This is a genomic window from Variovorax sp. E3 (assembly GCF_016082275.1).
Lineage (GTDB): Bacteria > Pseudomonadota > Gammaproteobacteria > Burkholderiales > Burkholderiaceae_C > Variovorax.
In genome coordinates, this window is sequence record NZ_MOWM01000008.1 from 54,328 (window position 1) to 76,196 (window position 21,869).

Below are 21,869 nucleotides of genomic sequence, written 5' to 3' on the forward strand. Positions count from 1 at the left end.
ACCCCGGGCTATCACGCGCGACGAGCGTGAACTAACCGCCGATAACAACCCCAAACAAAGGGCGGGCCCATCCAGAAGGATGGCCCGCCCTTTTGTTTTTCCCCCACTCTCTTTCATTTCCTCCGCCCGATGTCCGTCTCCACCCATGGCCTTCGCGTTCATCGCGGCCCGCAGATGCTTCGCGCTGCGGTGGAGCTGTTTTCGTCGATGCGCTTCGCGATCGCGCTGCTCACCGTCATCTGCATCGCGTCGATCATCGGCACCGTGCTCAAGCAGCACGAGCCGATCAACAACTACATCAACCAGTTCGGGCCGTTCTGGGCCGAGCTGTTCCGCGCGGCCGGGCTCGACGCGGTCTACAGCGCCTGGTGGTTCATGTTGATCCTGCTGTTCCTGGTGGTCAGCACCTCGCTGTGCGTCGCGCGCAACACGCCGCGCATCCTGGTCGACCTCAAGACCTTCAAGGAAGACATCCGCGCGCAGAGCCTGAAGGCCTTCGGCCAGCGCGCCGAAACGCGCCTGGGCGAAACGCCCGAAGCCGCGGCCAACCGCATCGGGCAATTGCTGGTGAGCGGCGGCTGGAAGGTCAAGCTGCAGCAGCGCGAGGCCACGGCCGGCGGCAGTCGCCCGACCGGCGCGGGCTGGATGGTCGCGGCGCGTGCCGGCGGCGCGCACAAGCTGGGCTACATCGCGGCGCACAGCGCCATCGTGCTGGTGTGCATCGGCGGCCTGCTCGACGGCGACCTCGTGGTGCGCGCGCAGACCTGGTTCAACGGCAAGAGCGTGTTCACCGGCGGCGGCATGATCGCCGACGTGGCACCCGAGCACCGGCTGTCGGCCAGCAACCCGACATTTCGCGGCAACATCCTCGTGCCCGAGGGCGGGCAGGGCAGCGTGGCCATCCTGAACCAGGCCGACGGCGTGCTGCTGCAGGAGCTGCCGTTTTCCATCGAGCTGAAGAAGTTCATCGTCGACTACTACTCGACCGGCATGCCCAAGCTGTTCGCCAGCGAAGTGGTGCTGCACGACCGCGAGACCGGCGAGCAGGTGCCCGCGCGCATCGAGGTCAACCACCCGGCCAGCTACAAGGGCGTGGAGATCTACCAGTCGAGCTTCGACGACGGCGGCTCCAAGGTGAAGCTCAAGGCGGTGCCGATGGCGGCCGCGGCCAAGCCCTTCGAGGTGGAAGGCATCATCGGCGGCCCGAGCACCGAGATCACCAACGGCAAGGACAAGCTCACGCTCGAGTACGCCGCGCTGCGCGTGATCAACGTCGAGAACTTCGCCGATGCCGGCGCCATGACCAGCGGCGCCGACGTGCGCAAGGTCGACCTGCGCCACGACATCGAATCGCGCCTGGGCGCGGCCAACAAGGTCAACAAGCCGAAGGTGCTGCGCAACATCGGCCCGAGCATCGGCTACAAGCTGCGCGACGCCTCGGGCCAGGCGCGCGAGTACCAGAACTACATGGTGCCGGTCGACACCGGCGACGGCCAGCCGGTGTTCCTGCTGGGCATGCGCGAGAAACCCGAAGACCCGTTCCGCTACCTGCGCGTGCCGGCCGACGAGCAAGGCTCCATGGACGGCTTCGTGCGCATGCGCACCGCGCTCGGCGACCCCGACACCCGCGCGCGCGCCATCGAGCGCTACATCGCCAAGGCGACCGACCCCAAGCGCCCCGAAATGGCCGAGCAGCTGCGCGTGTCAGCCACGCGCGCGCTGGCGCTGTTCTCGGGCAGCGAGCGCGCCAAGTCCGACGCCACCACGGTGGGCGGCTGGCAGGCGATTGCCGAGTTCATGGAAGTCAACGTGCCCGAGGCCGAGCGCGAGCGCGCCGGCGGCGTGCTGGTGCGCATCCTGAACGACGTGCTGTTCGAGGTGCTCAACCTGAGCCGTGAAGGCGCCGGCCTGGCCGCGCTGCCGAACGACGAAAAGTCGCAGGCCTACCTCACGCAGGCCGTGCTGGCCATCAGCGACGCGCACTTCTACCCCGCGCCGGTCGCGATGATGATGACCGACTTCACGCAGGTGCAGGCCAGCGTGTTCCAGGTGGCGCGTGCCCCTGGCAAGAGCGTTGTCTACCTGGGCTGCCTGTTGCTGATCATCGGGATTTTTGCCATGCTGTACGTGCGCGAGCGCCGCCTGTGGGTGTGGCTCACGCCCGACGGCAACGCAACCGGCCATGCCACCGACAACGCCACGACCGCCACGATGGCGTTCTCGGTCAATCGCAAGACCATCGACAGCGACCGCGAATTCGAGCATCTCAAGCACAAGCTGCTCGCCATGAACAAGACGGAACCCGAGACACCATGAACACCACGACCCTCACGCTCAATGAAAGCTGGTTCTCGCGCCGCAACCTGTTCGACTGGGTGTTCGCGGCGCTGGTGCTGGCGGGCGGCCTGTTCGCGTTCACGCGCTACGCGGGGTCGATGGACTACTACGAGAAACCGATCCTCGCCGCCGCGGTGATCGCGATGATTTCCATCGGCTGGTTCTGGCGGCCGCTGCGCGTGCTGGCCCTCGTGGTGGCCGCAGCCTCGCTGCTGGCCATCAGCTCGTACCAGGGCGACCTGCGCGCGCGGACACGGTGTTCTGGCTCAAGTACTTCCTGTCGAGCCAGTCGGCCATCCTGTGGATGAGCGTGCTGTTCTTCATGAGCACGATCTTCTATTGGCTCGGTTTTTTCGGCGGCAAGCAGTCGGACACCTTCGACATGATCGGCTCGCGCCTGGCGTGGGCGGCCGTGACGATGGCGCTGATCGGCACCATGGTGCGCTGGTACGAAAGCCACCAGCTCGGCCCGGACATCGGCCACATCCCGGTCAGCAACCTGTACGAAGTGTTCGTGCTGTTCTGCTGGTTGACGGCCGCGTTCTACCTCTACTTCGAGGAGCGCTACAACACGCGCGCGCTCGGCGCCTTCGTGATGTTGGTGGTCAGCGCGGCGGTCGGTTTTCTGCTCTGGTACACGATCGTGCGCGAGGCGCATGAAATCCAGCCGCTGGTGCCGGCCCTGCAGAGCTGGTGGATGAAGCTGCACGTGCCCGCCAACTTCATCGGCTACGGCACCTTCGCGCTGTCGGCCATGGTGGCCTTCGCGTACCTCATCAAGGAGCAGGCCGACGAGAAGCGCTGGTACAAGCTCACGCCGATCTGGCTGCTGGGCGTGGCGCTGTGCTTCGTGCCGGTGGCGTTCCGCCAGCGCGTGCAGGAAGCCGGCGGCAGCTACTGGGTGGTCTACGCGGGCATCTCGGCGCTGATCGCGGCGGGCATCCTGCTGGGGCGCAAGCGCATCGCCGCGCGGCTGCCGGCCAACGAGGTGCTCGACGACGTCATGTACAAGTCGATCACGGTCGGCTTCGCCTTCTTCACCATCGCCACCGTGCTCGGCGCCCTGTGGGCGGCCGACGCCTGGGGCGGCTACTGGAGCTGGGACCCGAAGGAGACCTGGGCGCTGATCGTCTGGCTCAACTATGCGGCGTGGCTGCACATGCGGCTCGTGAAGGGTCTGCGCGGCACCGTGGCGGCCTGGTGGGCGCTGGGCGGCCTGGCGGTCACGACCTTCGCCTTCCTGGGCGTGAACATGTTCCTGAGCGGGTTGCACAGCTACGGCACGCTGTAGGCACGCGCTTTCGGCCTTTCGCGAAGAATTGAAACCGCGCGCCCTGATGGCGCGTAACCAGATCAGGGTCGGCCACGAACTACCCTGAGACCAACGATTCCAGCGAAAGGCTTGCCATGTCGTTCCATTCCCGTCCGGTGCGTCGCAACAGCAGCAACGACAACGGCTTCATTCATCCGCTGTCCAGCGAGATCACGCCGCGCGCGGCCTACGAAGGCCGGCGCGACCTGCTCAAGCTCATGGCCGGCGGCGCGGCGGGCGCGGCACTGGCGGGCTTCGCGGCGCGCGACGCCTCGGCGCAGACCGCGCGACCGAACAAGCTCGCACCGCTGCCGGGGGGCAAGTCGGCCGTGGCGGGTGCCATGTCGATGGACAAGCTCACCGACTACAAGGACGTCTCGACCTACAACAACTTCTACGAGTTCGGCACCGACAAGGCCGACCCGGCCAAGAACGCCGGCACACTGAAGACGCGCCCGTGGACCGTCGAGGTCGAAGGCCTGGTCAAGAAGCCGGGCAAGTACGGCATCGAAGACCTGCTCAAGCTCAGTGCGCAGGAAGAGCGCATCTACCGCCTGCGCTGCGTCGAAGGCTGGTCGATGGTCATTCCGTGGGTCGGTTATTCGCTGGCCGAGCTGATCAAGAAGGTCGAGCCGCAGGGCAACGCCAAGTTCATCGAGTTCGTGACGCTGGCCGACCCCAAGACCATGCCCTTCGTCGGCTCGCATGTGCTCGACTGGCCCTACACCGAGGGCCTGCGCATGGACGAAGCCATGCACCCGCTCACGCTGCTGGCTTTCGGCATGTACGGCGAGGTGCTGCCCAATCAGAACGGCGCGCCGGTGCGCCTGGTGGTGCCATGGAAGTACGGCTTCAAGTCGGCCAAGTCGCTCGTCAAGATCCGCTTCGTCGAGAAGGAGCCGAGCACGGCCTGGAACAAGGCGGCCGCCAACGAGTACGGCTTCTATTCGAACGTGAACCCGAACGTCGACCATCCCCGCTGGAGCCAGGCCACCGAGCGCCGCATCGGCGACGGCGGCGGCCTGTTCGCCAAGCGGCGCAAGACCGAGATGTTCAACGGCTACGAAGCCCAGGTCGGCCAGCTCTATGCGGGCATGGACCTGAAGAAGAACTACTGAGCCGGCATCGTTCCACGGCCCTCGCCCCATGAACAAGCTGCTCATGCATCCGGCGACCAAGCCGGTCGTCTTCCTGCTGTGCCTGTTGCCCTTCATCCGGCTGGGCTACGGCGCATTCACCGACGGGCTCGGCGCCAACCCGGCCGAGTTCCTGATTCGCGCCACCGGCGACTGGACGCTGCGCTTCATCTGCATCGTGCTGGCGGTCACGCCGCTGCGCGTGATGAGCAAGTGGAATGCGCTGGCGCGCTACCGCCGCATGCTGGGCCTGTTCGCGTACTTCTACGTGGTGCTGCACCTGCTGTGCTACAGCTGGTTCGACATGGGCTTCGAGTGGGGCGACATCGCGAAGGACATCGCGAAGCGGCCGTTCATTCTCGTGGGCTTCACAGCCTTCGTGCTGCTGACGCCGCTGGCGGCCACGTCGTTCAACCGCGCCATCAAGGCCCTGGGCGCCAGGCGCTGGCAGATGCTGCACAAGCTGGTCTATGTGATCGCGGGGCTCGGCCTGCTGCACTTCTTCTGGATGCGCGCGGGCAAGAACAACTTCGCCGAAGTGTTCGTCTACGTGGCGATCATCGGGGTGCTGCTTGCATGGCGCGTGTGGAATTTCGCGAGCAAGCGGAAGGCGAAATCGTCCGTCGGCGTGGCCGCGGCGCGCGGCGGCGAGAAGCCGCTGCGCACCACCGGCTGAACGACGAAGCGATCGACTAGCCGTCGATCTCGCTGCGCAGCTGGTCTTCCATCGTCTCGCGACGGCGGATCAGCCTGGCGCTCGCACCGCTCACCAGCACCTCGGCGGCACGGCCGCGCGTGTTGTAGTTGCTGGCCATGCTCATGCAGTACGCGCCGGCCGACAGCACGGCCAGCAGGTCGCCGGCCGCCACGTTGAGCGCGCGGTCGCGGCCGATCCAGTCGCCGCTTTCGCAGACCGGGCCGACGACGTCGTAGACCGGCGCATCGCCGGCACGCGTGCGCAGCGGCACGATGCGCTGGAAGGCCTGGTACATCGCGGGACGCGGCAGGTCGTTCATGGCCGCGTCGACGATGCAGAAATTCTTGTCTTCGCCGGGCTTGGTGTAGAGCACCTCGGTCACGCACACGCCGGCATTGCCGACCAGCGAGCGGCCGGGTTCGATCACCAGCTTGCGCTGGCCGAAGCCGCGCGCGTCGAGCTTGGCAAGCAGCTGCTGCCACAGCGCATCGGCCTTGGGCGGCACTTCGCCGTTGTAGTCGATGCCCAGGCCGCCGCCGAAGTCCAGGTGATGAATCGGCACGCCGGCCGCCTCGATGGCCTCGACAAGGTCCAGCACGCGGTCGCAGGCGTCCAGGTACGGCGAGGCCTCGGTGATCTGCGAGCCGATGTGGCAGTCGATGCCCACCACTTCCAGGCCCGGCAGCCGGGCGGCATGGCGGTAGGCCTCGACCGCGCGGTCGTGCGCGATGCCGAACTTGTTGCCCTTCAGGCCGGTGGAGATGTAGGGGTGCGTCTTGGGGTCGACGTTCGGGTTGATGCGAATGCTGATCGGCGCGCGCTTGCCTTCGGCCGCGGCCACTTCGCTCAGCACGTCGAGCTCGGCTTCGCTTTCGACGTTGAAGCAGGCAATGCCGGCCGCGAGGGCCTGGCGCATTTCGGCGCGGGTCTTGCCGACGCCCGAGAAGATGATCTTCTTCGGGTCGGCGCCGACGGCCAGCACGCGCGACAGCTCGCCGCCCGAGACGATGTCGAAGCCGCAGCCCGCCTCGGCGAACACGCGCAGCACGCCGAGCGAGGAGTTGGCCTTCATGGCGTAGCAGATCAGGGCATCGCGGCCCTCGAAGCCGCGCTGGTAGGCGGCCAGGGCGTCGAGCATCCACTGCTTCGAATAGACGAAAAGCGGCGTGCCGTGTTCGCGGGCCAGCGCGTCGAGCGCGAGGCCTTCGACGTGCAGCGCGCCGTCGCGGTCCGCGATGTGCGGGTGGCCGGGGAGGGGGGCGGACGAAACGTTGCCGGTCATTTGCGGGTTCCGGCTTCGCTGTTGTTGTTCGTTGTGGTGGCGCCGTCGCGTTTTTCGCTCGGCGTGGCGGCGGCTGGCGTGGCGTCGCTGGACGAAGCGCCCAGGCCGCCCGGCGTCAGAAGCTGAGGCAGCGTGGCTCGCTGGCTGGCCGCGGGATCGGTCGGGAGGTACAAGGCTCCCTTCTGGCCGCAAGCGGCCAGACCGGTGGTGCCTGCGGCGAGGCAGACCATGAGCACGGCGCGGACGCGAGGGCTCACTAGAATTTGGCGAACATTCAACATAGCGAAATTGTACTTTTCGACACTGCGGGGCACGGGCATGTCCCGGCAAGTGCGGTTATTGACTGCTTTGCAACAAGGTCTTTGAGCCAGTCCTTGAAAACGTCATTGCCGCATGCAAGCGGTGACCTGTGGCGCTTCATGCGTGGCATTCATTGATCTTCGACATCGACACACAACATTTCTTGAGGCTCGAGTGCGACCGAATGCGACTGGCAAGTACCCTCGTCTTCGTTGGGCCATCGCTTGCAGACCCATGGTTGTCCATGCTCATCGACTTCCTCGATCTGAAAAACTTCGCCAACCATTGAGGCAACACGCTTGACCTCATCCGGAGGCAGTTGGTCATACCAGTCGCCAGAGAGGCTCAGCACCCGAACTCGCGACCCCACGCGCACAAGTGTTCCGTTGCAATCGACAGGTTGACGCGTTATGGACAGCATATGAAGAGGGGTGGAGGGAGAGTTGCCGGACTGGTTGCTCGTAGCGAGTGTGGACTGTTGAGGCTGGTTGGAGTAGCCAGTCCAAAAAATAGATGGCCGTGATTTTCGACGCGTAAGGCGACAGCAGCCATTGATGGGTATAGGCAATGGCGAGACTGCGACAACTTCAAATGCGCGGCGTGATGCCGCTGATACGAGCGCTAGGCTGGCTCAGGATCTTGAAGCTGTCCCACAAACGTTCGGTTTTGATTCAACCGGGTAGACGATGCAACTCCACGTCACTCCTTCTTTTGAGAGGATGGGTTCCTGAATCACTACGACCCCATACTTTTTGTTGTGGATCACGACAGAACCACCGTGCGTTACCCATCCAAAATCGACGGAGGCCGCTTTCAGTCCTTCACCTTTCGGCTCAGGCGCCAACTCTCCTCGAACTGAAACGGATTGGCCTGCCACTAATGTTTGCGCTATCTCATCGCGCAGCGATGCCGTGTCGCTGACGACCAGAGCAACATAAGAGCGCGGGGTGATCTCGTCGATGTGACTGCATGCCAAGAGAATCGCAGGGAGCAGGAGGTAGAAAACGTACCGTATCCATCTCATCTGACGCATACACAATCCTTGTTTGTACTCGGGGGGGGCGCGGGTGGTTGCAGTCGATGATCGCTGCTTAGGTCATTCTCTCAGCGGCTTGAATGCGCTTGGGAGATGTTGTCCGCATAATCAGAGAATTCCGAAAAGGGCTCATGAACTTCATGAGCAAGTAGTAATGACCGACACCGAGTACATGGACTGCGCCGAAGCCGCGCTCGCCGCCATCGAGCAGGGCTGCGACCGCATCAACGACGCGACCGACGCCGACATCGACAACCAGAGAGTGGGCGGGATGATCACGATGTCATTCCAGAACGGCAGCCAGTTGATCGTGAACCTGCAAAAGCCCCTGCAGGAAATCTGGCTGGCGGCGCGTTCCGGCGGCTACCACTACCGGCACGACGGGCAGGCCTGGGTAGACACGAAGACCGGAGAAGAGTTCTTCGGCAACCTGTCGCGCGAAGCGACGCTGCAGGCCGGGCAGCCGCTGGCGTTTGCGGCGGCTGCCTGATCCATCACGTCAGTTCCGGAACATGTCGAGGATGCGGTTGCGCTCCTCGGGCGGAGCGGCGGGCTCACCGGCGCGCCAGTCAGGGCTTCCGCCGGCGCCGCGGGCGTGGACTCCACGCCCAGGGTCGCGACGCCGCGGCCCGGTGCGTAGTCGTCGTAGTACCACTCGCCACCCACGTTCACGATGCCTGAGGGCGGCGCGGTGGCGATGTCGGTCACTGGCACGCCCTTGATGGCGGTTTCCATGTAGTTGATCCAGATCGGCAGGCTCAGGCCGCCGCCGGTTTCGCGGTCGCCCAGGTTGCGCGGCGTGTCGTAGCCGATCCACGAGATGGCCGTCATGGTCGGCTGGAAGCCCGCGAACCACGCGTCGAGCGAGTCGTTGGTGGTGCCGGTCTTGCCATAGAGGTCGGGCCGCTTGAGCATGGCCTGGGCCTTGGCCGCGGTGCCGGCGCGCGCCACCGACTGCAGCAGCGTGTCCATGATGAAGGCGTTGCGCTGCGGAATGGCGCGCAGCGACTCGTTGAGCAGCGGCGGCTGCTTGTCGACCAGCACCTTGTCCTTGTGGTCGGTGATGCGCGTCACGAGGTACGGATTGACGCGATAGCCGCCGTTGGCGAACACCGAGTAGCCCACCGCCATCTGCATCGGCGTGACCGAGCCCGCGCCGAGCGCCATCGGCAGGTAGGCGGGATGCTTGTCCTTGTCGAAGCCGAAGTTGGTGATCCACTCCTGGGCATAGCGCGTGCCGATGGACTGCAGGATGCGGATCGACACGAGGTTCTTCGACTTCATGAGCGCGGTGCGCATCGACATCGGGCCGTCGTAGCCGCCGCCGTAGTTCTTCGGTTCCCAGGGCTGGCCGCCGGTGGTGCCGGCGTCGAAGAAGAGCGGGCCGTCGTTGATGACGGTGGCGGGGGTGAAGCCCTTTTCGAGCGCGGCCGAATAGATGAACGGCTTGAAGCTCGAACCCGGCTGGCGCCAGGCCTGCGTCACGTGGTTGAACTTGTTCTTGCCGAAGTCGAAGCCGCCGACCAGCGCCTTGATGGCGCCGTCGCGCGGGTCCATGGCGACGAAGGCGCCTTCCACTTCGGGCAACTGGGTGATTTCCCAGGTGTTCTTGGGTGTCTTCACGACGCGAATCACGGCGCCGCGGCGGATCTTGATGTTGGGCGGTGCCTTGTCCGACAGGCCGGACTGCGCGGGCTTCAGGCCGTCGCCCGTGATCTGTACAGGGTCGCCGTTGGCGCGCACCGCATCGATCTGCTTGGGCGTGGCCTTGAGCACCACGGCGGCCATGACGTCGCCGTTGTCGGGGTGGTCGCTGAGCGCGTCGTCCACCGCTTCGTCCAGGTCCTTGGCGTCGTTGGGCAGGTCGACGAACTTCTCGGGGCCGCGATAGATCTGGCGGCGCTCGTAGTCCATGATGCCCTTGCGCAGGGCCTTGTAGGCCGCAGCCTGGTCGGCCGCGACCAGGGAGGTATAGACCTTGAGGCCGCGCGTGTAGGTGCTGTCGCCATATTGGGCGTACATCAGCTGGCGCACGGTTTCCGCGACGTACTCGGCGTGCAGGCGGTTCGGGTCGGCGGCGTCGCGCAGGTGCAGTTCTTCCTTCTTGGCTTCGGCCGCCTGCTCGGCGGTGATGAAGCCGGCCTCCTGCATGCGGTCGATCACGTAGAACTGGCGGCCACGGGCGCGCTGCGGGTTGTTGACCGGGTTGTTCGCGCCCGGTGCCTTGGGCAGGCCGGCCAGCATCGCGGCCTGCGCGATCGAGAGTTCCTGCACGGGCTTGCCGAAGTAGGCTTCGGACGCGGCGGCGAAGCCGTAGGCCCGGTTGCCGAGGTAGATCTGGTTCAGGTAGATCTCGAAGATCTGGTCCTTGGTCAGCAGGTGCTCGAGCTTGAAGGTCAGCAGCACCTCGTAGATCTTGCGGGTCAGCGTCTTTTCGGAGCTCAGGTAGACGTTGCGCGCGACCTGCATGGTGATGGTCGAGGCGCCCTGGCTCTTCACGCGGTTCAGGTTGGCCAGGCCCGCGCGGACCATGCCCTTGTAGTCGACCCCGCCGTGGTCATAGAAGCGCGCGTCTTCCGCGGCGAGCACGGCGTCCTTCACGACCTTGGGAATGGCCGAGATCGGGGTCAGGTTGCGGCGCTCTTCGCCGAACTCGCCGATCAGCGTGCCTTCGGCCGAGAACACGCGCAGCGGCAGCTTGGGCCGGTAGTCGGAGAGCTCGCTGATGTCCGGCAGATTGGGGTAGGCGACCGCCAGGGCCACGGCCACCACGCACAGGACCGCGAGCACACCGGCCACGGCAATGCCGAACCCCCAGAAGAAGAATCGCAGCAGCCATCTCAGCCAGGCTGGGCGTGCGGGTTTCGGGGTCTTGGCTGGCCCTTTGGGGCTTGAAGTTTCTTGCATGGGGGGCCGGGGAGTCACCGGACATTATAAAAAGCCGCCCCCTTCGCACCATCCGATCTTTGTGACCGTTGCGACGGCCTAATCCAAAAGTTACAGAATGCGGCTTTGACGTCAGGTTTTGACAACGCTTGACGGTTTTGCCCCCCGGCGTTGCTTGGTTGGCGCTACGCCTGCTGCTAGCATGCAACCGAACGCAAATTTTTCCATTGGTTACAAATACAGGGGGAGAGGGACCTAACTTGGCTGCTCTTGGATCATTGTTTCGTCGTCAGAACGCTCCCCTGCTGGGGTTGGACGTGAGTTCGTCCAGCGTCAAGCTGGTCGAGCTCGGCCGTGAGGCCAGCGGCAAGCTGGTTCTGGAACGCTGTGCCATCGAGCCCCTCGAGCGTGGCTGGATCACTGACGGCAATGTCGAGAAATTCGACGAGGTCGCGGAGGCGGTGCGCCGCGTCGTCCGCAAGAGCGGAACGCGCACGCGCAATGTCGCGCTCGCGCTGCCGCCGTCGGCTGTCATTACCAAGAAGATCATTCTTCCGGGCGGCATGAGCGAGCAGGAGCTCGAGATTCAGGTCGAGTCGGAAGCCAACCAGTACATCCCGTTCTCGCTGGACGAAGTGAGCCTCGACTTCTGTGTCACAGGCCCTAGCGCGACGTCCGCTGGCGATGTGGAAGTGCTGATTGCCGCGTCCCGCAAGGAAAAGGTCCAGGACCGCGAAGGCCTGGCGGAAGCTGCCGGCCTGAAGGCGATGATTCTGGACGTCGAGTCGTATGCCTCGCGTCTTGCGACCGCGCGGCTGATCGAACAACTTCCCGGCAAGGGCGTCGACGCCGTCGTGGCGCTTTTCGAAGTGGGCGCTTTCACCACCAGCATGCAGGTGCTGCGCAACCAGGAAGTGCTGTACGACCGCGACCAGGCGTTCGGCGGTGCGCAACTGACACAGCTGATCGTTCGCCAGTATGGTTTTTCCGCTGAAGAAGCCGAAGCCAAGAAGCGCAGCGGCGACTTGCCCGACGACTACGGCTCGGGCGTGCTCAAGCCGTTCGTGGAAAGCATCGCGCAGGAAATTGCGCGCGCGCTCCAGTTCTTCTTCACGAGCACGCCGCACAACCGTGTCGACTATGTGTTGCTGGCCGGCGGTTCGTCGTCATTGCCCGGACTGACCAACGCCGTGACACGTCAGACGTCTTTCGCCTGCTCCCTCGTGAATCCTTTCGACGGCATGGAATTCGGCCCGAACATCCGGGAAAAGAAGGTCCGGCGTGAGGCGCCTTCGTACCTGACCTCGTGCGGGCTGGCCATGCGGAGGTTCCTGCAGTGATCCTGATCAATCTGCTTCCGCATCGCGAAGCCGCGCGCAAGCGGCGGCGCGAGGCTTTCTATGGGACGCTCGGCGGTGCCGCCGTTCTGGGTCTTCTGATCGCGGTGCTGGGCTACCTCTGGTACGAAGCCCAGATCTCGTCCCAGCAATCGAAGAACACCTTTCTGCAGGGCGAGATCAAGAAGCTCGAGGTCGAGATCAAGGAGATCTCGACGCTGCAAGAAGAAATCGCGGCCCTGCGCGCGCGCCAGCAGGCGGTCGAAGACCTGCAGGGCGATCGCAACCTGCCGGTGCACCTTTTCAATGAATTGGTGCGCCAATTGCCCGACGGTGTCTACCTGACCAGCATGAAGCAGGACAACCAGACCGTCACGCTGCAAGGCATGGCGCAATCGAACGAACGCGTGTCCGAGCTGCTGCGCAACCTGGGCAACAACAGTCCGTGGCTGGTGAAGCCGGAGCTGGTCGAAATCACTTCCGCCAACGTCAACTTGAGCCAGCGCGACCAACGACGTGTCGCCAATTTCACGATGCGTATCGGCCTGAAGCGCCCCACCGACGCCCAGAAAGCGGCGGCCGACAAGGCATTGGCTGCCTCGGCGGTGCAATCCAAGGGGTAACCGATCATGGCAAGCAATCGTTCCTTACCCAAAGTAGATGTCGGCGCGGCACTGCTGCGCTTCGGCGAGCAGTTCCGTGGGCTCAATCCCAACGACCCGTCGATGTGGCCGGCCATTCCGCGCTATGCGCTGTGCCTGGCGGTGACCGCGCTGGTGCTGGTGGCGCTGTGGTTTGTCTGGCTGACCAACTCGAACGACGAACTCGAGTCCGAGCGCAGCAAGGAAGTCGCGCTCAAGGCCGATTACACGAAGAAGGTCGCGCAAGCGGCCAATCTCGACCTGCTCAAGAAGCAGCGCGAACAGGTGCAGCAGTACGTGACCCTGCTCGAAAAGCAATTGCCGAGCAAGGCTGAAATGGATGCGCTGCTGTCCGACATCAACCAGGCGGGCCTCGGCCGCAGCCTGCAGTTCGAACTGTTCCGGCCGGGCCAGGTGGTGGTCAAGGACTACTACGCCGAACTGCCGATTTCGGTCCGCGTGACAGGCAAGTACCACGACATGGGCGCCTTCGCCGCCGACGTCGCGGGCCTTTCGCGCATTGTGACGCTGAACAACGTGACGATCACGCCGCAGAAGGACAAGGATGCGCTGACGATGGACGCCACGGCGCGCACCTTCCGTTACCTCGACGAAGAGGAACGCGCAGCCCAGAAACGCGCGGCCGCACCGAAGGCGAAGAAATGAAGATCGCCGCCAAAGTTCTTTGCGTCATGCTGGCCGCGGCAGGCCTGAGCGCATGCGATTCCGACCAGGAAGACCTGCAGCGCTGGATGGCCGAGCAGCGTGCCCAGGTGAAGCCCTCGGTGCCTCCCATCACGGAGCCCAAGAAGTTCACGCCGCAGGCCTATACCGAGGCCTCGTCCTTCGAGCCCTTCAACATGCTGAAGCTGACGCAGGCGCTGCGTCGCGAATCGAACCAGCCGAGCACGTCGGAGCTGATCGCGCCGGAGCTGGCGCGCCGCAAGGAGGCGCTCGAAGCCTTTCCGCTCGATTCGATGGCCATGGTCGGCAGCATGAACCGCAACGGCCAGCCGGTGGCGCTGGTTCGTGTCGACAAGCTGCTCTACAAGGTGCGCGTCGGCGAATACCTGGGACTCAACTACGGGCGCATCACCCGTATCAACGAAACCGAAGTCGCCTTGCGTGAGATCGTGCAAGACGCCGCCGGTGAATGGATCGAACGCGTAGCCACGCTGCAGTTGCAAGAGAGTGCGAAATGAACCAGAAAAATCAACGATGGCACAGTGGCTGCGCGCTGCCGGGCTGGGTCTGCTGACCTTCGGCGCATTGGCCGTGGCCCATGCGCAAAACGCGATCGAGTCCGTGACCAGTTCGACGCAATCGGGCGCGGAAGTGATCCGGATCGACTTGTCGCAACCGCTCACGGCAGTGCCGGCCGGTTTCGCCGTGCAGACGCCCGCGCGCATCGCGCTGGACTTCCCGGGTGTCACGAATGCCATCGGTCGGTCCGCCATCGAGGTGAACCAGGGCAACCTGCGTTCGGTCAACGTCGTCCAGGCCGGCGACCGCAGCCGCGTGGTGCTGAACCTGAAGCAGGCAACAGCCTACAAGGCTGAAATTCAAGGCAAGTCGTTGCTGGTCGTGCTTGAGCCCGTGGCCGGTGCGGCGCTTGCCGTCTCTGCTGCCACCACCTTTGCCGAGAATCGCAATCGCGACACGTTGCCGCTGAAGGACGTCGATTTCCGTCTCGGCTCCGACAACACCGGGCGCGTGATCGTCGACCTGGCCAACAACCAGGTGGGTGTCGACGTCAAGCAGCAAGGCAAGAACCTCATCGTCGAATTCACCAAGTCGACCTTGCCCGAAGGCCTGCGCCGCCGTCTCGACGTGGCCGACTTCGGCACGCCGGTCCAACTGATCACTTCGCAGCAGTCCGGCGACCGCGTTCGCATGACGATCGAGGCGAAGGGTGATTGGGAGCACAGCGCCTACCAGAGCGAAAACCAGTTCGTGGTCGAAATGCGGGCCCGCAAGGTCGATCCGACCAAGCTCACGCAAGGCGTCGGCTACAACGGTGAAAAGCTTTCGCTGAACTTCCAGAACATCGAAATCCGTTCGCTGCTGCAGGTGATCGCGGACTTCACGAACTTCAATATCGTGACCTCGGATTCGGTGAGTGGCGCGCTGACGCTTCGCCTGAAGGATGTGCCTTGGGACCAGGCGCTCGACATCATCATGCAGGCGAAGAACCTCGGCATGCGCAAGAACGGCTCCGTGCTGTGGATCGCGCCGAAGGACGAAATCAATGCCAAGGAAAAGCTTGAGTTCGAAGCCAAGGCAACCATTGAAAATCTGGAGCCGGTGCGCACTCAGTCATTTCAACTCAACTACACCAAGGCCATTGTCATCGCACAGGGCTTGACCGGCACGGGCGCGTCCGCCGGCGGTGGGGGCGGCGGTAGCGGGGGCACGACTTCTCGCATCCTGAGCCCTCGTGGCAGTGTGATTGCGGAATCCCGTACGAATCAGCTGTTCGTCTCTGACATTCCGTCACGTCTTGCGCAGATTGCCGAACTGATCCAGAAATTGGACATCCCGGTCCGCCAGGTGCTGATTGAAGCCCGCATCGTCGAAGCGTCAGATACCTTCGGTAAGTCGCTCGGTGTCAAGCTGGGCGGTGGTGTGATCAATCGCAACAACTCCCTTGGTACCTTTCCAACGGTCACTGGAGGGGGCTCCACGACGACGGTGACTAACGGCGTTGCCAATACAACCTCCACCAGTCCGAACGTCACATTCGGCTCGCCAACCAGCAGCAATTTCATCAACCTGCCAGCAACCGATCCGACCGGTAACAGTGCAAGCCCAGGCTCCTTCGCGTTCTCGCTGTTTAATTCGAGCTTCTCGCGCATGCTGAACCTCGAAATCTCGGCGCTCGAAGCCGACGGCAAGGGCAAGCTGGTGTCCAGCCCTCGCGTCATCACCGCCGACCAGACCAAGGCGCTGATCGAGCAGGGTGAAGAAATTCCTTACCAGCAGGCCACGTCCAGCGGCGCGACCTCCATCTCGTTCCGCAAGGCGGTCTTGAAGCTGGAAGTGACCCCGCAGATCACGCCCGAAGGCAACATCATCCTGACCCTGGACGTGAGCAAGGACGCCCGCGGCGTCAATACTTCGGCGGGTCCGGCCATCAACACCAAGCACGTGCAGACCGAAGTGCTGGTCGAGAACGGCGGCACGGTCGTCATCGGTGGTATCTTCGAACTCACCGAAACCAATGACGAATCGCGCGTGCCGGTGCTGGGTGAGGTGCCCTACCTGGGTGCACTGTTCCGCAAGCGCGAACGCATTGCCAACAAGACTGAAATGCTCGTCTTTATCACCCCGAAGATGATTACCGACCGCAACGCCGCGCGCTGACGCGCGGGCGTAGCAGCCACCGCGTGGCGGTCGCACTCGTCGGTTTGCCCGGCGCCGGAAAATCCGCAGTGGGCCGGCGCCTGGGGATGCGGCTGGACGTTCCATTCATCGACACCGATCACGTGATCGAGCACCGCATCGGCTGCTCGATCCGTGATTATTTCGATCGGGAGGGAGAGGCCGCCTTCCGTGACCTCGAACAGACCGTGATCGCCGACCTGGCCGCCAATGCCCAGGGCGTGCTGGCCACCGGAGGCGGCGCGGTGCTGCGGGAAGCCAACCGCACCCAGCTGCGCGATCACTTCCATGTGATCTACCTGCGCTCCTCTCCCGAAGACCTGTTCCGGCGCCTGCGCCACGATGTCAAGCGCCCCCTGCTGCAGGTCGCGACCCCTTGGGCCGGCTGCGTGAACTGCACGACGCACGCGACCCGTTCTACCGGGAAACCGCCCATGACGTGGTCGACACCGGCCGTCCGTCCATCGCCATGCTCGTGAACATCATCGTGATGCAGCTCGAACTGGCCGGCATCGTCGAGCCGGGCGCGCACCCGGAAGAGCCCTCCGCCTGAGCCGGCGTTGGCCGCAGCGCCTAAACTCGCTGCCATGTCCTTGCCCGTACTTTCCGCTCCGCCAGAACGCGTCGACATCCAGCTCGGCGACCGCAGCTATCCGATCCTGATCGGTGCAGGGCTGCTCGATGACCCCGAGAGCTTTGCCGCCACGCCGGCCGCGGCTTCCGCCCTGATCGTCAGCAACACCACGGTGGCACCGCTGTACGCGAAAGCGCTGCAGACCGCGCTGGCCGGCCGTTTCCGCACGGTGCACCTGCTCGAGCTGCCCGACGGCGAAGTGCACAAGAACCTGCAGACCCTGAACCTGATCTTCGATTCCCTGCTGGGCCACGGCAGCGACCGCAAGACCGTGCTGTTCGCCCTCGGCGGCGGTGTGGTGGGCGACATGACGGGCTTCGCCGCCGCCAGCTACATGCGCGGCGTGCCCTTCGTCCAGGTGCCGACCACGCTGCTGGCGCAGGTCGATTCTTCGGTGGGCGGCAAGACGGCCATCAACCATCCGCTGGGCAAGAACATGATCGGCGCGTTCTACCAGCCGCAGCTCGTGGTCTGCGACCTGGGCACGCTGCAGACGCTGCCGCCGCGCGAACTCAGCGCCGGGCTGGCTGAAGTCATCAAGTACGGCCCGATTTACGACATGGCCTTCTTCGACTGGATCGAGGCCAACATCGAGGCGCTGACCGCGCGCGACCCCGCCGCGCTGGCCTACGCCGTCAAGCGCAGCTGCGAGATCAAGGCGCTGGTCGTCGGCCAGGACGAGCGCGAGACCGGCCTGCGCGCCATCCTCAATTTCGGCCACACCTTCGGTCACGCGATCGAGTCTGGCCTGGGCTACGGCGAATGGCTGCATGGCGAGGCCGTAGGGTGCGGCATGGTCATGGCGGCGCACCTGTCGCAGCGGCTCGGCGGCGTCGACGCGGCGTTCGTCGCACGCCTGACGCGCCTGATCGAGCGTGCCGGCCTGCCGATCATCGGCCCGGACCTGGGCGCGGAGCGCTACCTGGAACTGATGCGCGTCGACAAGAAGTCGGAAGCGGGCGAGATCCGCTTCGTGGTGATCGACAAGCCCGGCTCGGCCGCGGTCAGCAGCGCGCCCGACGCGCTCGTGCGCGAAGTGCTCGCGCAGTGCTGCGCGGGATGAGCCTCGCGGCCTACGCCTGCCAGCCCGCGCAGTCGCGCGGCAGGCGCCATGCCGAGCCGCCCGCGCCCACGCGCGACGCCTTCCAGCGCGACCGCGACCGCATCGTGCATTCCACGGCCTTCCGGCGGCTGGTCTACAAGACACAGGTCTTCCTGAACCACGAAGGCGACCTGTTCCGCACGCGGCTCACGCATTCGCTCGAAGTCGCCCAATTGGGTCGCTCGATCGCCCGCGCCTGCGCCTCAACGAAGACCTGGTCGAGGCGATCGCGCTGGCCCACGACCTGGGCCACACGCCCTTCGGCCACGCGGGCCAGGACGCGCTCAATGCCTGCATGGCCGACCATGGCGGCTTCGAGCACAACCTGCAGAGCCTGCGCGTGGTCGATGCGCTGGAGCACCGCTATCCGCAGTACGACGGCCTGAACCTCAGCTTCGAGACGCGCGAGGGCATCCTCAAGCACTGCTCGCGCGCCAATGCCGAGCGCCTGGAAGCGGCCGAGCCGCACGCGTGGCCCGGCGTTTCCTGGACCGCACACAGCCGGCGCTCGAGGCGCAGCTGTGCAACCTGGCCGACGCCATTGCCTACAACGCGCACGACATCGACGACGCGTGCGCTCCGGGCTCATCAGCGTCGAACAGCTCAGTGAAGTGGAGCTGTTCGAGCGCTATCGCCGCGAGGCGCTTGCCGAGTACCCGCAGCTGGAAGGCCGCCGCGTGCTCTACGAGACCATCCGGCGCATGCTCAGCGCGCAGGTCTACGACGTGATCGACGCGACCCGCGCGGCGATCGAAACCCTGGCGCCCGCCGATGCGGATGCCGTGCGCATGGCGCCGCCGCTCGTCGCTTTCAGCGAGACGATGCAGGCGCAATCCGAAGCGCTCAAGCGCTTCCTCTTCCGCAACCTCTACCGCCACCCGCAGGCACGCAGACCACCGACCAGGCGCAGCAAGTCGTGCGCGAGCTGTTCGACGCGTACATCGAGCGCGGCGGCGAAATGCCCGCCTCGTACGCCGAGCGCCGCGACAGGCCCCGCGCCGTGGCCGACTACATCGCCGGCATGACCGATCGCTTCGCCGTGCGCGAGCACGAGAGGCTCACCGGACGGCGGGGCATCGCGTGAGCCAGGCGGAGCGCCCCCGCGTGCCTGTCGCCGTTTTCGCCGTCCTGCTGGGCGGTGTCAGCGGCGCGCTGCACCTGGGCAAGCTGCCGCCCGCCGTGCCGGCATTGCAGGCGTCGCTCGGCATCGGGCTGGTCGAGGCGGGGTTCCTGCTGTCGCTGGTGCAGGTCGCGAGCATGACGCTGGGGCTGATTGCTGGTCTGGCGGCCGACACCATCGGCCTGCGGCGCAGCATGCTGACGGGGCTGGTGGTGCTGACGGTCGCCAGCTTGCTGGGTGGCCTGGTCGGCAGCGGTGGCTCGGGTGCCCATGCCGTGCAATGGCTGCTCGTGCTGCGTGCCGTGGAGGGCGTCGGCTTCTTGCTGACGGTCATGCCCGGGCCGGGGCTGATCCGTGCATTGACCCCGCCGGGCGCCGACAAGGCCGCATTGGGGTTGTGGGGCGCCTACATGCCGCTCGGCGTCGCCTTTGCGCTGCTGGTGGGGCCGGCCCTGATCGCCTGGGGCGGCTGGCCGGACTGGTGGTGGGCGCTCTCGGTCGTCTCGGCGGTGGCTGCCCTCTGGCTGCGGCTCGCCGTGCCCGCAGACAGGCTTCGCCCGGCCGCGACAGGCAATGCCGCCGGGGCGTGGTCGTCCCGCCTGCGCGCCACGGTGGGCGCGCGCGCGCTGGCTGATCGCGCTGACCTTTGCCGTCTACTCGGCCCAATGGATGGCCGTGATCGGTTTTCTCCCTGCCATCTACGCCGGCGCGGTGTGCCGGCCGGCTGGAACGCGGTGCTGACCGCGCTGGCCGCCGCCATGAACATCGTCGGCAACATCGCGGGCGGCCGTTGGCTGCAGCGCGGCGTGGCGCCCGAGCGGCTGCTGCAATGGGGGTTCCTCACGATGGCGCTGGGCGGCGTCGCGGCTTTCGCGCAAGCGGGGCAGGGCGCCGAGGCGCTGAGCCTTCCGCCTGTGTTGCGCTACGTGGCGGTCTGTGCCTTTTCCCTGGGCGGTGGCATGGTGCCGGCGACGTTGTTCCTGCTGGGCGTGCGGTTCGCGCCCGGGCCCACCACCGTTTCCACCACGGTCGGCCTGATGCAGCAGGCCTCGTCGCTGGGCCAGTTCCTGGCGCCACCGGCCGTCGCCTGGGTGGCCCACCGCGTCGGCGGCTGGCATTGGACCTGGACGGCCACGCTGGCCTGCTCGCTGGTCGGCATGGCGATCGCGCGGCGCCTGGGGCGGATTCGCCCTGCGGCGGAGATGGCATGACCGGCCCGGCGACAATCGGCCCCGCGCAGGCCGAAGCCGACACGCGGCGCTGGCTGGAGCGCGCGGTGATCGGCCTCAACCTGTGCCCGTTCGCAAAAGCCGTGCATGTGAAGGCGCAGATCCATTACGCCGTGTACGAGCCGGCCGAAGACGCCGGCCTGATGGACGCGCTTCTGGCCGAGGCCACGGCACTCGCTGCGCTCGACGCCTCCGTGCGCGACACCACCCTTTTGATGGCACCCAACACCTTGGCGGATTTTCTGGACTTCAACGATTTCACGGCGCGAGCCGAACGCCGGCTTGCGCGCGCCGGCTTCGACGGCGTGTTCCAGCTCGCCAGCTTTCACCCGTCGTTCCAGTTCGCCGGCACCGAAGCCGACGACATCGGCAACGCCACCAACCGCGCGCCGTACCCGACGCTGCACCTGCTGCGCGAAGACAGCGTGAGCCGCGCGGTCGAGGCGTTTCCCGACGCGCAAGACATCTTCGAACGCAACATCGAGACGCTCGAAGCGCTGGGCCCCGCGGGCTGGGCGGCACTCGACGTCGGCCCCGGGAGCGCCAAGCCATGAACACGAAATTCGCGGCCAAGACCGCGGTGAAGACGAACAAGGTCGCCAAGGCCGACGCCGAACTGGCCGAGGTGCTGAAGCCGGGCCAGTCCGTCGAGCTGCTGAAAGAGCTGCACATCCTCACCCGCGAGGGCCGGCTCAACCAGGACTCGCGGCGCAAGCTCAAGCAGGTCTACCACCTGTTCCAGTTCATCGAGCAACTGCTGCGCGAGCTGCCGGAAGAGGGCGCGGGCGCCACGCTGGCCGACCATGGCGCGGGGAAGTCGTACCTCGGCTTCATCATCTACGACCTGTTCTTCCGCGCGCGGCAGGGCGGGCATGTCTACGGCATCGAAACGCGCGCCGAGCTGGTCGAGCGCTCGCGGGCATTGGCACAGCGGCTGGGTTTCGGGCGCATGTCGTTCCTGAACCTCACCGTGGCCGAGTCGGCGCAAGCGAGCGAATTGCCGGCGCAGATCGACGTCGTCACCGCGCTGCATGCCTGCGACACGGCCACTGACGACGCGATCGCCTTCGGCCTTGCGAAGAAGGCGCGCTGCATGGTGCTGGTGCCCTGCTGCCAGGCCGAGGTCGCGGCCTGCCTGCGCGAGACCAAGGCGCTGGCGCTTTCGCGCACGCCGCTGGCCGAGCTGTGGCGCCATCCGCTGCACACGCGCGAAATCGGCAGCCAGCTCACCAACGTGCTGCGCTGCCTGTTCCTCGAAGCCAACGGCTACAGCGTGACCGTCACCGAGCTGGTCGGCTGGGAGCACAGCATGAAGAACGAGCTGATCCTGGCGCGCTACACCGGCCAGCGCAAGGCGAGTGCGGCGACACGGCTGGGCGAGCTGCTGTCGCAGTTCGGGCTCGACGCGCTGGGCGACACGCGCTTCAAGCTGGGCTGAG

15 protein-coding genes and 6 pseudogenes are annotated in these 21,869 nt (G+C 65.5%); 16 read left to right on the forward strand and 5 right to left on the reverse strand.

The genetic code is table 11. The features are described 5' to 3' along the window. Positions 1–129: 129 nt before the first annotated feature. The 4 genes and pseudogenes from BMG07_RS04950 to BMG07_RS04965 all read left to right on the forward strand — a co-directional run bounded on the left by BMG07_RS04950 (position 130) and on the right by BMG07_RS04965 (position 5,461). The gene (locus BMG07_RS04950; protein ID WP_198083614.1) at positions 130–2,316 is read left to right on the forward strand and encodes a cytochrome c biogenesis protein ResB; all 2,187 of its coding nucleotides are present in this window, start codon (positions 130–132) and stop codon (positions 2,314–2,316) included. Beyond that, positions 2,313–3,628: pseudogene (ccsB, locus tag BMG07_RS04955) on the forward strand (c-type cytochrome biogenesis protein CcsB). The gene BMG07_RS04950 and the pseudogene ccsB overlap by 4 nt, the downstream one beginning before the upstream one ends. Positions 3,629–3,744: 116 nt before the next feature. Beyond that, positions 3,745–4,767: a protein-methionine-sulfoxide reductase catalytic subunit MsrP gene (gene msrP, locus BMG07_RS04960; protein WP_198083615.1), complete on the forward strand. Its 1,023-nt coding sequence runs from the start codon at positions 3,745–3,747 to the stop codon at positions 4,765–4,767. 28 nt (positions 4,768–4,795) lie between these two features. Continuing rightward, positions 4,796–5,461 (forward strand): sulfite oxidase heme-binding subunit YedZ, encoded by a 666-nt coding sequence (locus tag BMG07_RS04965; protein WP_198083616.1) that lies wholly within the window; start codon positions 4,796–4,798, stop codon positions 5,459–5,461. 16 nt (positions 5,462–5,477) lie between these two features. On the opposite strand, the gene lysA is transcribed toward BMG07_RS04965, so the two are convergent. The 4 genes and pseudogenes from lysA to BMG07_RS04980 all read right to left on the reverse strand — a co-directional run bounded on the left by lysA (position 5,478) and on the right by BMG07_RS04980 (position 8,097). Continuing rightward, entirely contained in the window at positions 5,478–6,764 is a 1,287-nt protein-coding gene (gene lysA, locus BMG07_RS04970; protein ID WP_198083617.1) for a diaminopimelate decarboxylase, read from the reverse strand. Next, positions 6,761–6,937 (reverse strand): hypothetical protein, encoded by a 177-nt coding sequence (locus BMG07_RS43985; RefSeq protein WP_307866874.1) that lies wholly within the window; start codon positions 6,935–6,937, stop codon positions 6,761–6,763. Before BMG07_RS43985 ends, lysA begins: the two co-directional genes overlap by 4 nt. Positions 6,938–6,952: 15 nt before the next feature. Continuing rightward, positions 6,953–7,084: pseudogene (locus BMG07_RS43990) on the reverse strand (hypothetical protein); the annotation flags it as partial. 611 nt (positions 7,085–7,695) lie between these two features. Then, positions 7,696–8,097, reverse strand: coding sequence for a hypothetical protein (locus tag BMG07_RS04980; RefSeq protein ID WP_198083619.1), 402 nt, complete (start codon positions 8,095–8,097; stop codon positions 7,696–7,698). A 157-nt stretch (positions 8,098–8,254) separates the two neighbouring features. Here BMG07_RS04980 and cyaY point away from each other — a divergent pair, with 157 nt between their 5' ends. Next, entirely contained in the window at positions 8,255–8,590 is a 336-nt protein-coding gene (gene cyaY, locus BMG07_RS04985) for an iron donor protein CyaY (RefSeq protein ID WP_198083620.1), read from the forward strand. A 9-nt stretch (positions 8,591–8,599) separates the two neighbouring features. On the opposite strand, the pseudogene BMG07_RS04990 reads toward cyaY, so the two are convergent. Then, positions 8,600–11,007, reverse strand: a pseudogene (locus BMG07_RS04990) (penicillin-binding protein 1A). A gap of 239 nt (positions 11,008–11,246) precedes the next feature. On the opposite strand from BMG07_RS04990, the gene BMG07_RS04995 reads away from it, so the two are divergent. The 11 genes and pseudogenes from BMG07_RS04995 (at position 11,247) to BMG07_RS05045 (ending at position 21,868) form a co-directional block, all read left to right on the forward strand. Continuing rightward, entirely contained in the window at positions 11,247–12,326 is a 1,080-nt protein-coding gene (locus BMG07_RS04995) for a pilus assembly protein PilM (RefSeq protein WP_198083621.1), read from the forward strand. Then, complete coding sequence (locus tag BMG07_RS05000; RefSeq protein WP_198083622.1) at positions 12,323–12,946, forward strand: PilN domain-containing protein; 624 nt, start codon at positions 12,323–12,325, stop codon at positions 12,944–12,946. The genes BMG07_RS04995 and BMG07_RS05000 overlap by 4 nt, the downstream gene beginning before the upstream one ends. 6 nt (positions 12,947–12,952) lie before the next feature. Continuing rightward, complete coding sequence (locus BMG07_RS05005) at positions 12,953–13,630, forward strand: type 4a pilus biogenesis protein PilO (RefSeq protein WP_198083623.1); 678 nt, start codon at positions 12,953–12,955, stop codon at positions 13,628–13,630. Beyond that, positions 13,627–14,166 (forward strand): pilus assembly protein PilP, encoded by a 540-nt coding sequence (locus tag BMG07_RS05010; RefSeq protein WP_198083624.1) that lies wholly within the window; start codon positions 13,627–13,629, stop codon positions 14,164–14,166. Before BMG07_RS05005 ends, BMG07_RS05010 begins: the two co-directional genes overlap by 4 nt. Before the next feature lie 16 nt (positions 14,167–14,182). Continuing rightward, on the forward strand, positions 14,183–16,327 hold the full coding sequence (gene pilQ / locus BMG07_RS05015) for a type IV pilus secretin PilQ (protein WP_198083625.1): 2,145 nt from the start codon (positions 14,183–14,185) through the stop codon (positions 16,325–16,327). A gap of 23 nt (positions 16,328–16,350) precedes the next feature. Beyond that, positions 16,351–16,898 (forward strand): annotated as a pseudogene (locus BMG07_RS05020) (shikimate kinase). Positions 16,899–16,932: 34 nt separating this feature from the next. Continuing rightward, positions 16,933–18,042, forward strand: coding sequence for a 3-dehydroquinate synthase (gene aroB, locus BMG07_RS05025; protein ID WP_198083626.1), 1,110 nt, complete (start codon positions 16,933–16,935; stop codon positions 18,040–18,042). Further along, positions 18,039–19,165, forward strand: a pseudogene (locus BMG07_RS05030) (deoxyguanosinetriphosphate triphosphohydrolase). Before aroB ends, BMG07_RS05030 begins: the two are co-directional and overlap by 4 nt. Next, positions 19,162–20,412: pseudogene (locus BMG07_RS05035) on the forward strand (CynX/NimT family MFS transporter). The pseudogenes BMG07_RS05030 and BMG07_RS05035 overlap by 4 nt, the downstream one beginning before the upstream one ends. Then, on the forward strand, positions 20,409–20,984 hold the full coding sequence (locus BMG07_RS05040) for a DUF1415 domain-containing protein (protein WP_198083627.1): 576 nt from the start codon (positions 20,409–20,411) through the stop codon (positions 20,982–20,984). Before BMG07_RS05035 ends, BMG07_RS05040 begins: the two are co-directional and overlap by 4 nt. Next, entirely contained in the window at positions 20,981–21,868 is an 888-nt protein-coding gene (locus BMG07_RS05045) for an SAM-dependent methyltransferase (RefSeq protein ID WP_198083628.1), read from the forward strand. Before BMG07_RS05040 ends, BMG07_RS05045 begins: the two co-directional genes overlap by 4 nt. The last annotated feature ends 1 nt before the right edge of the window (position 21,869 follow it).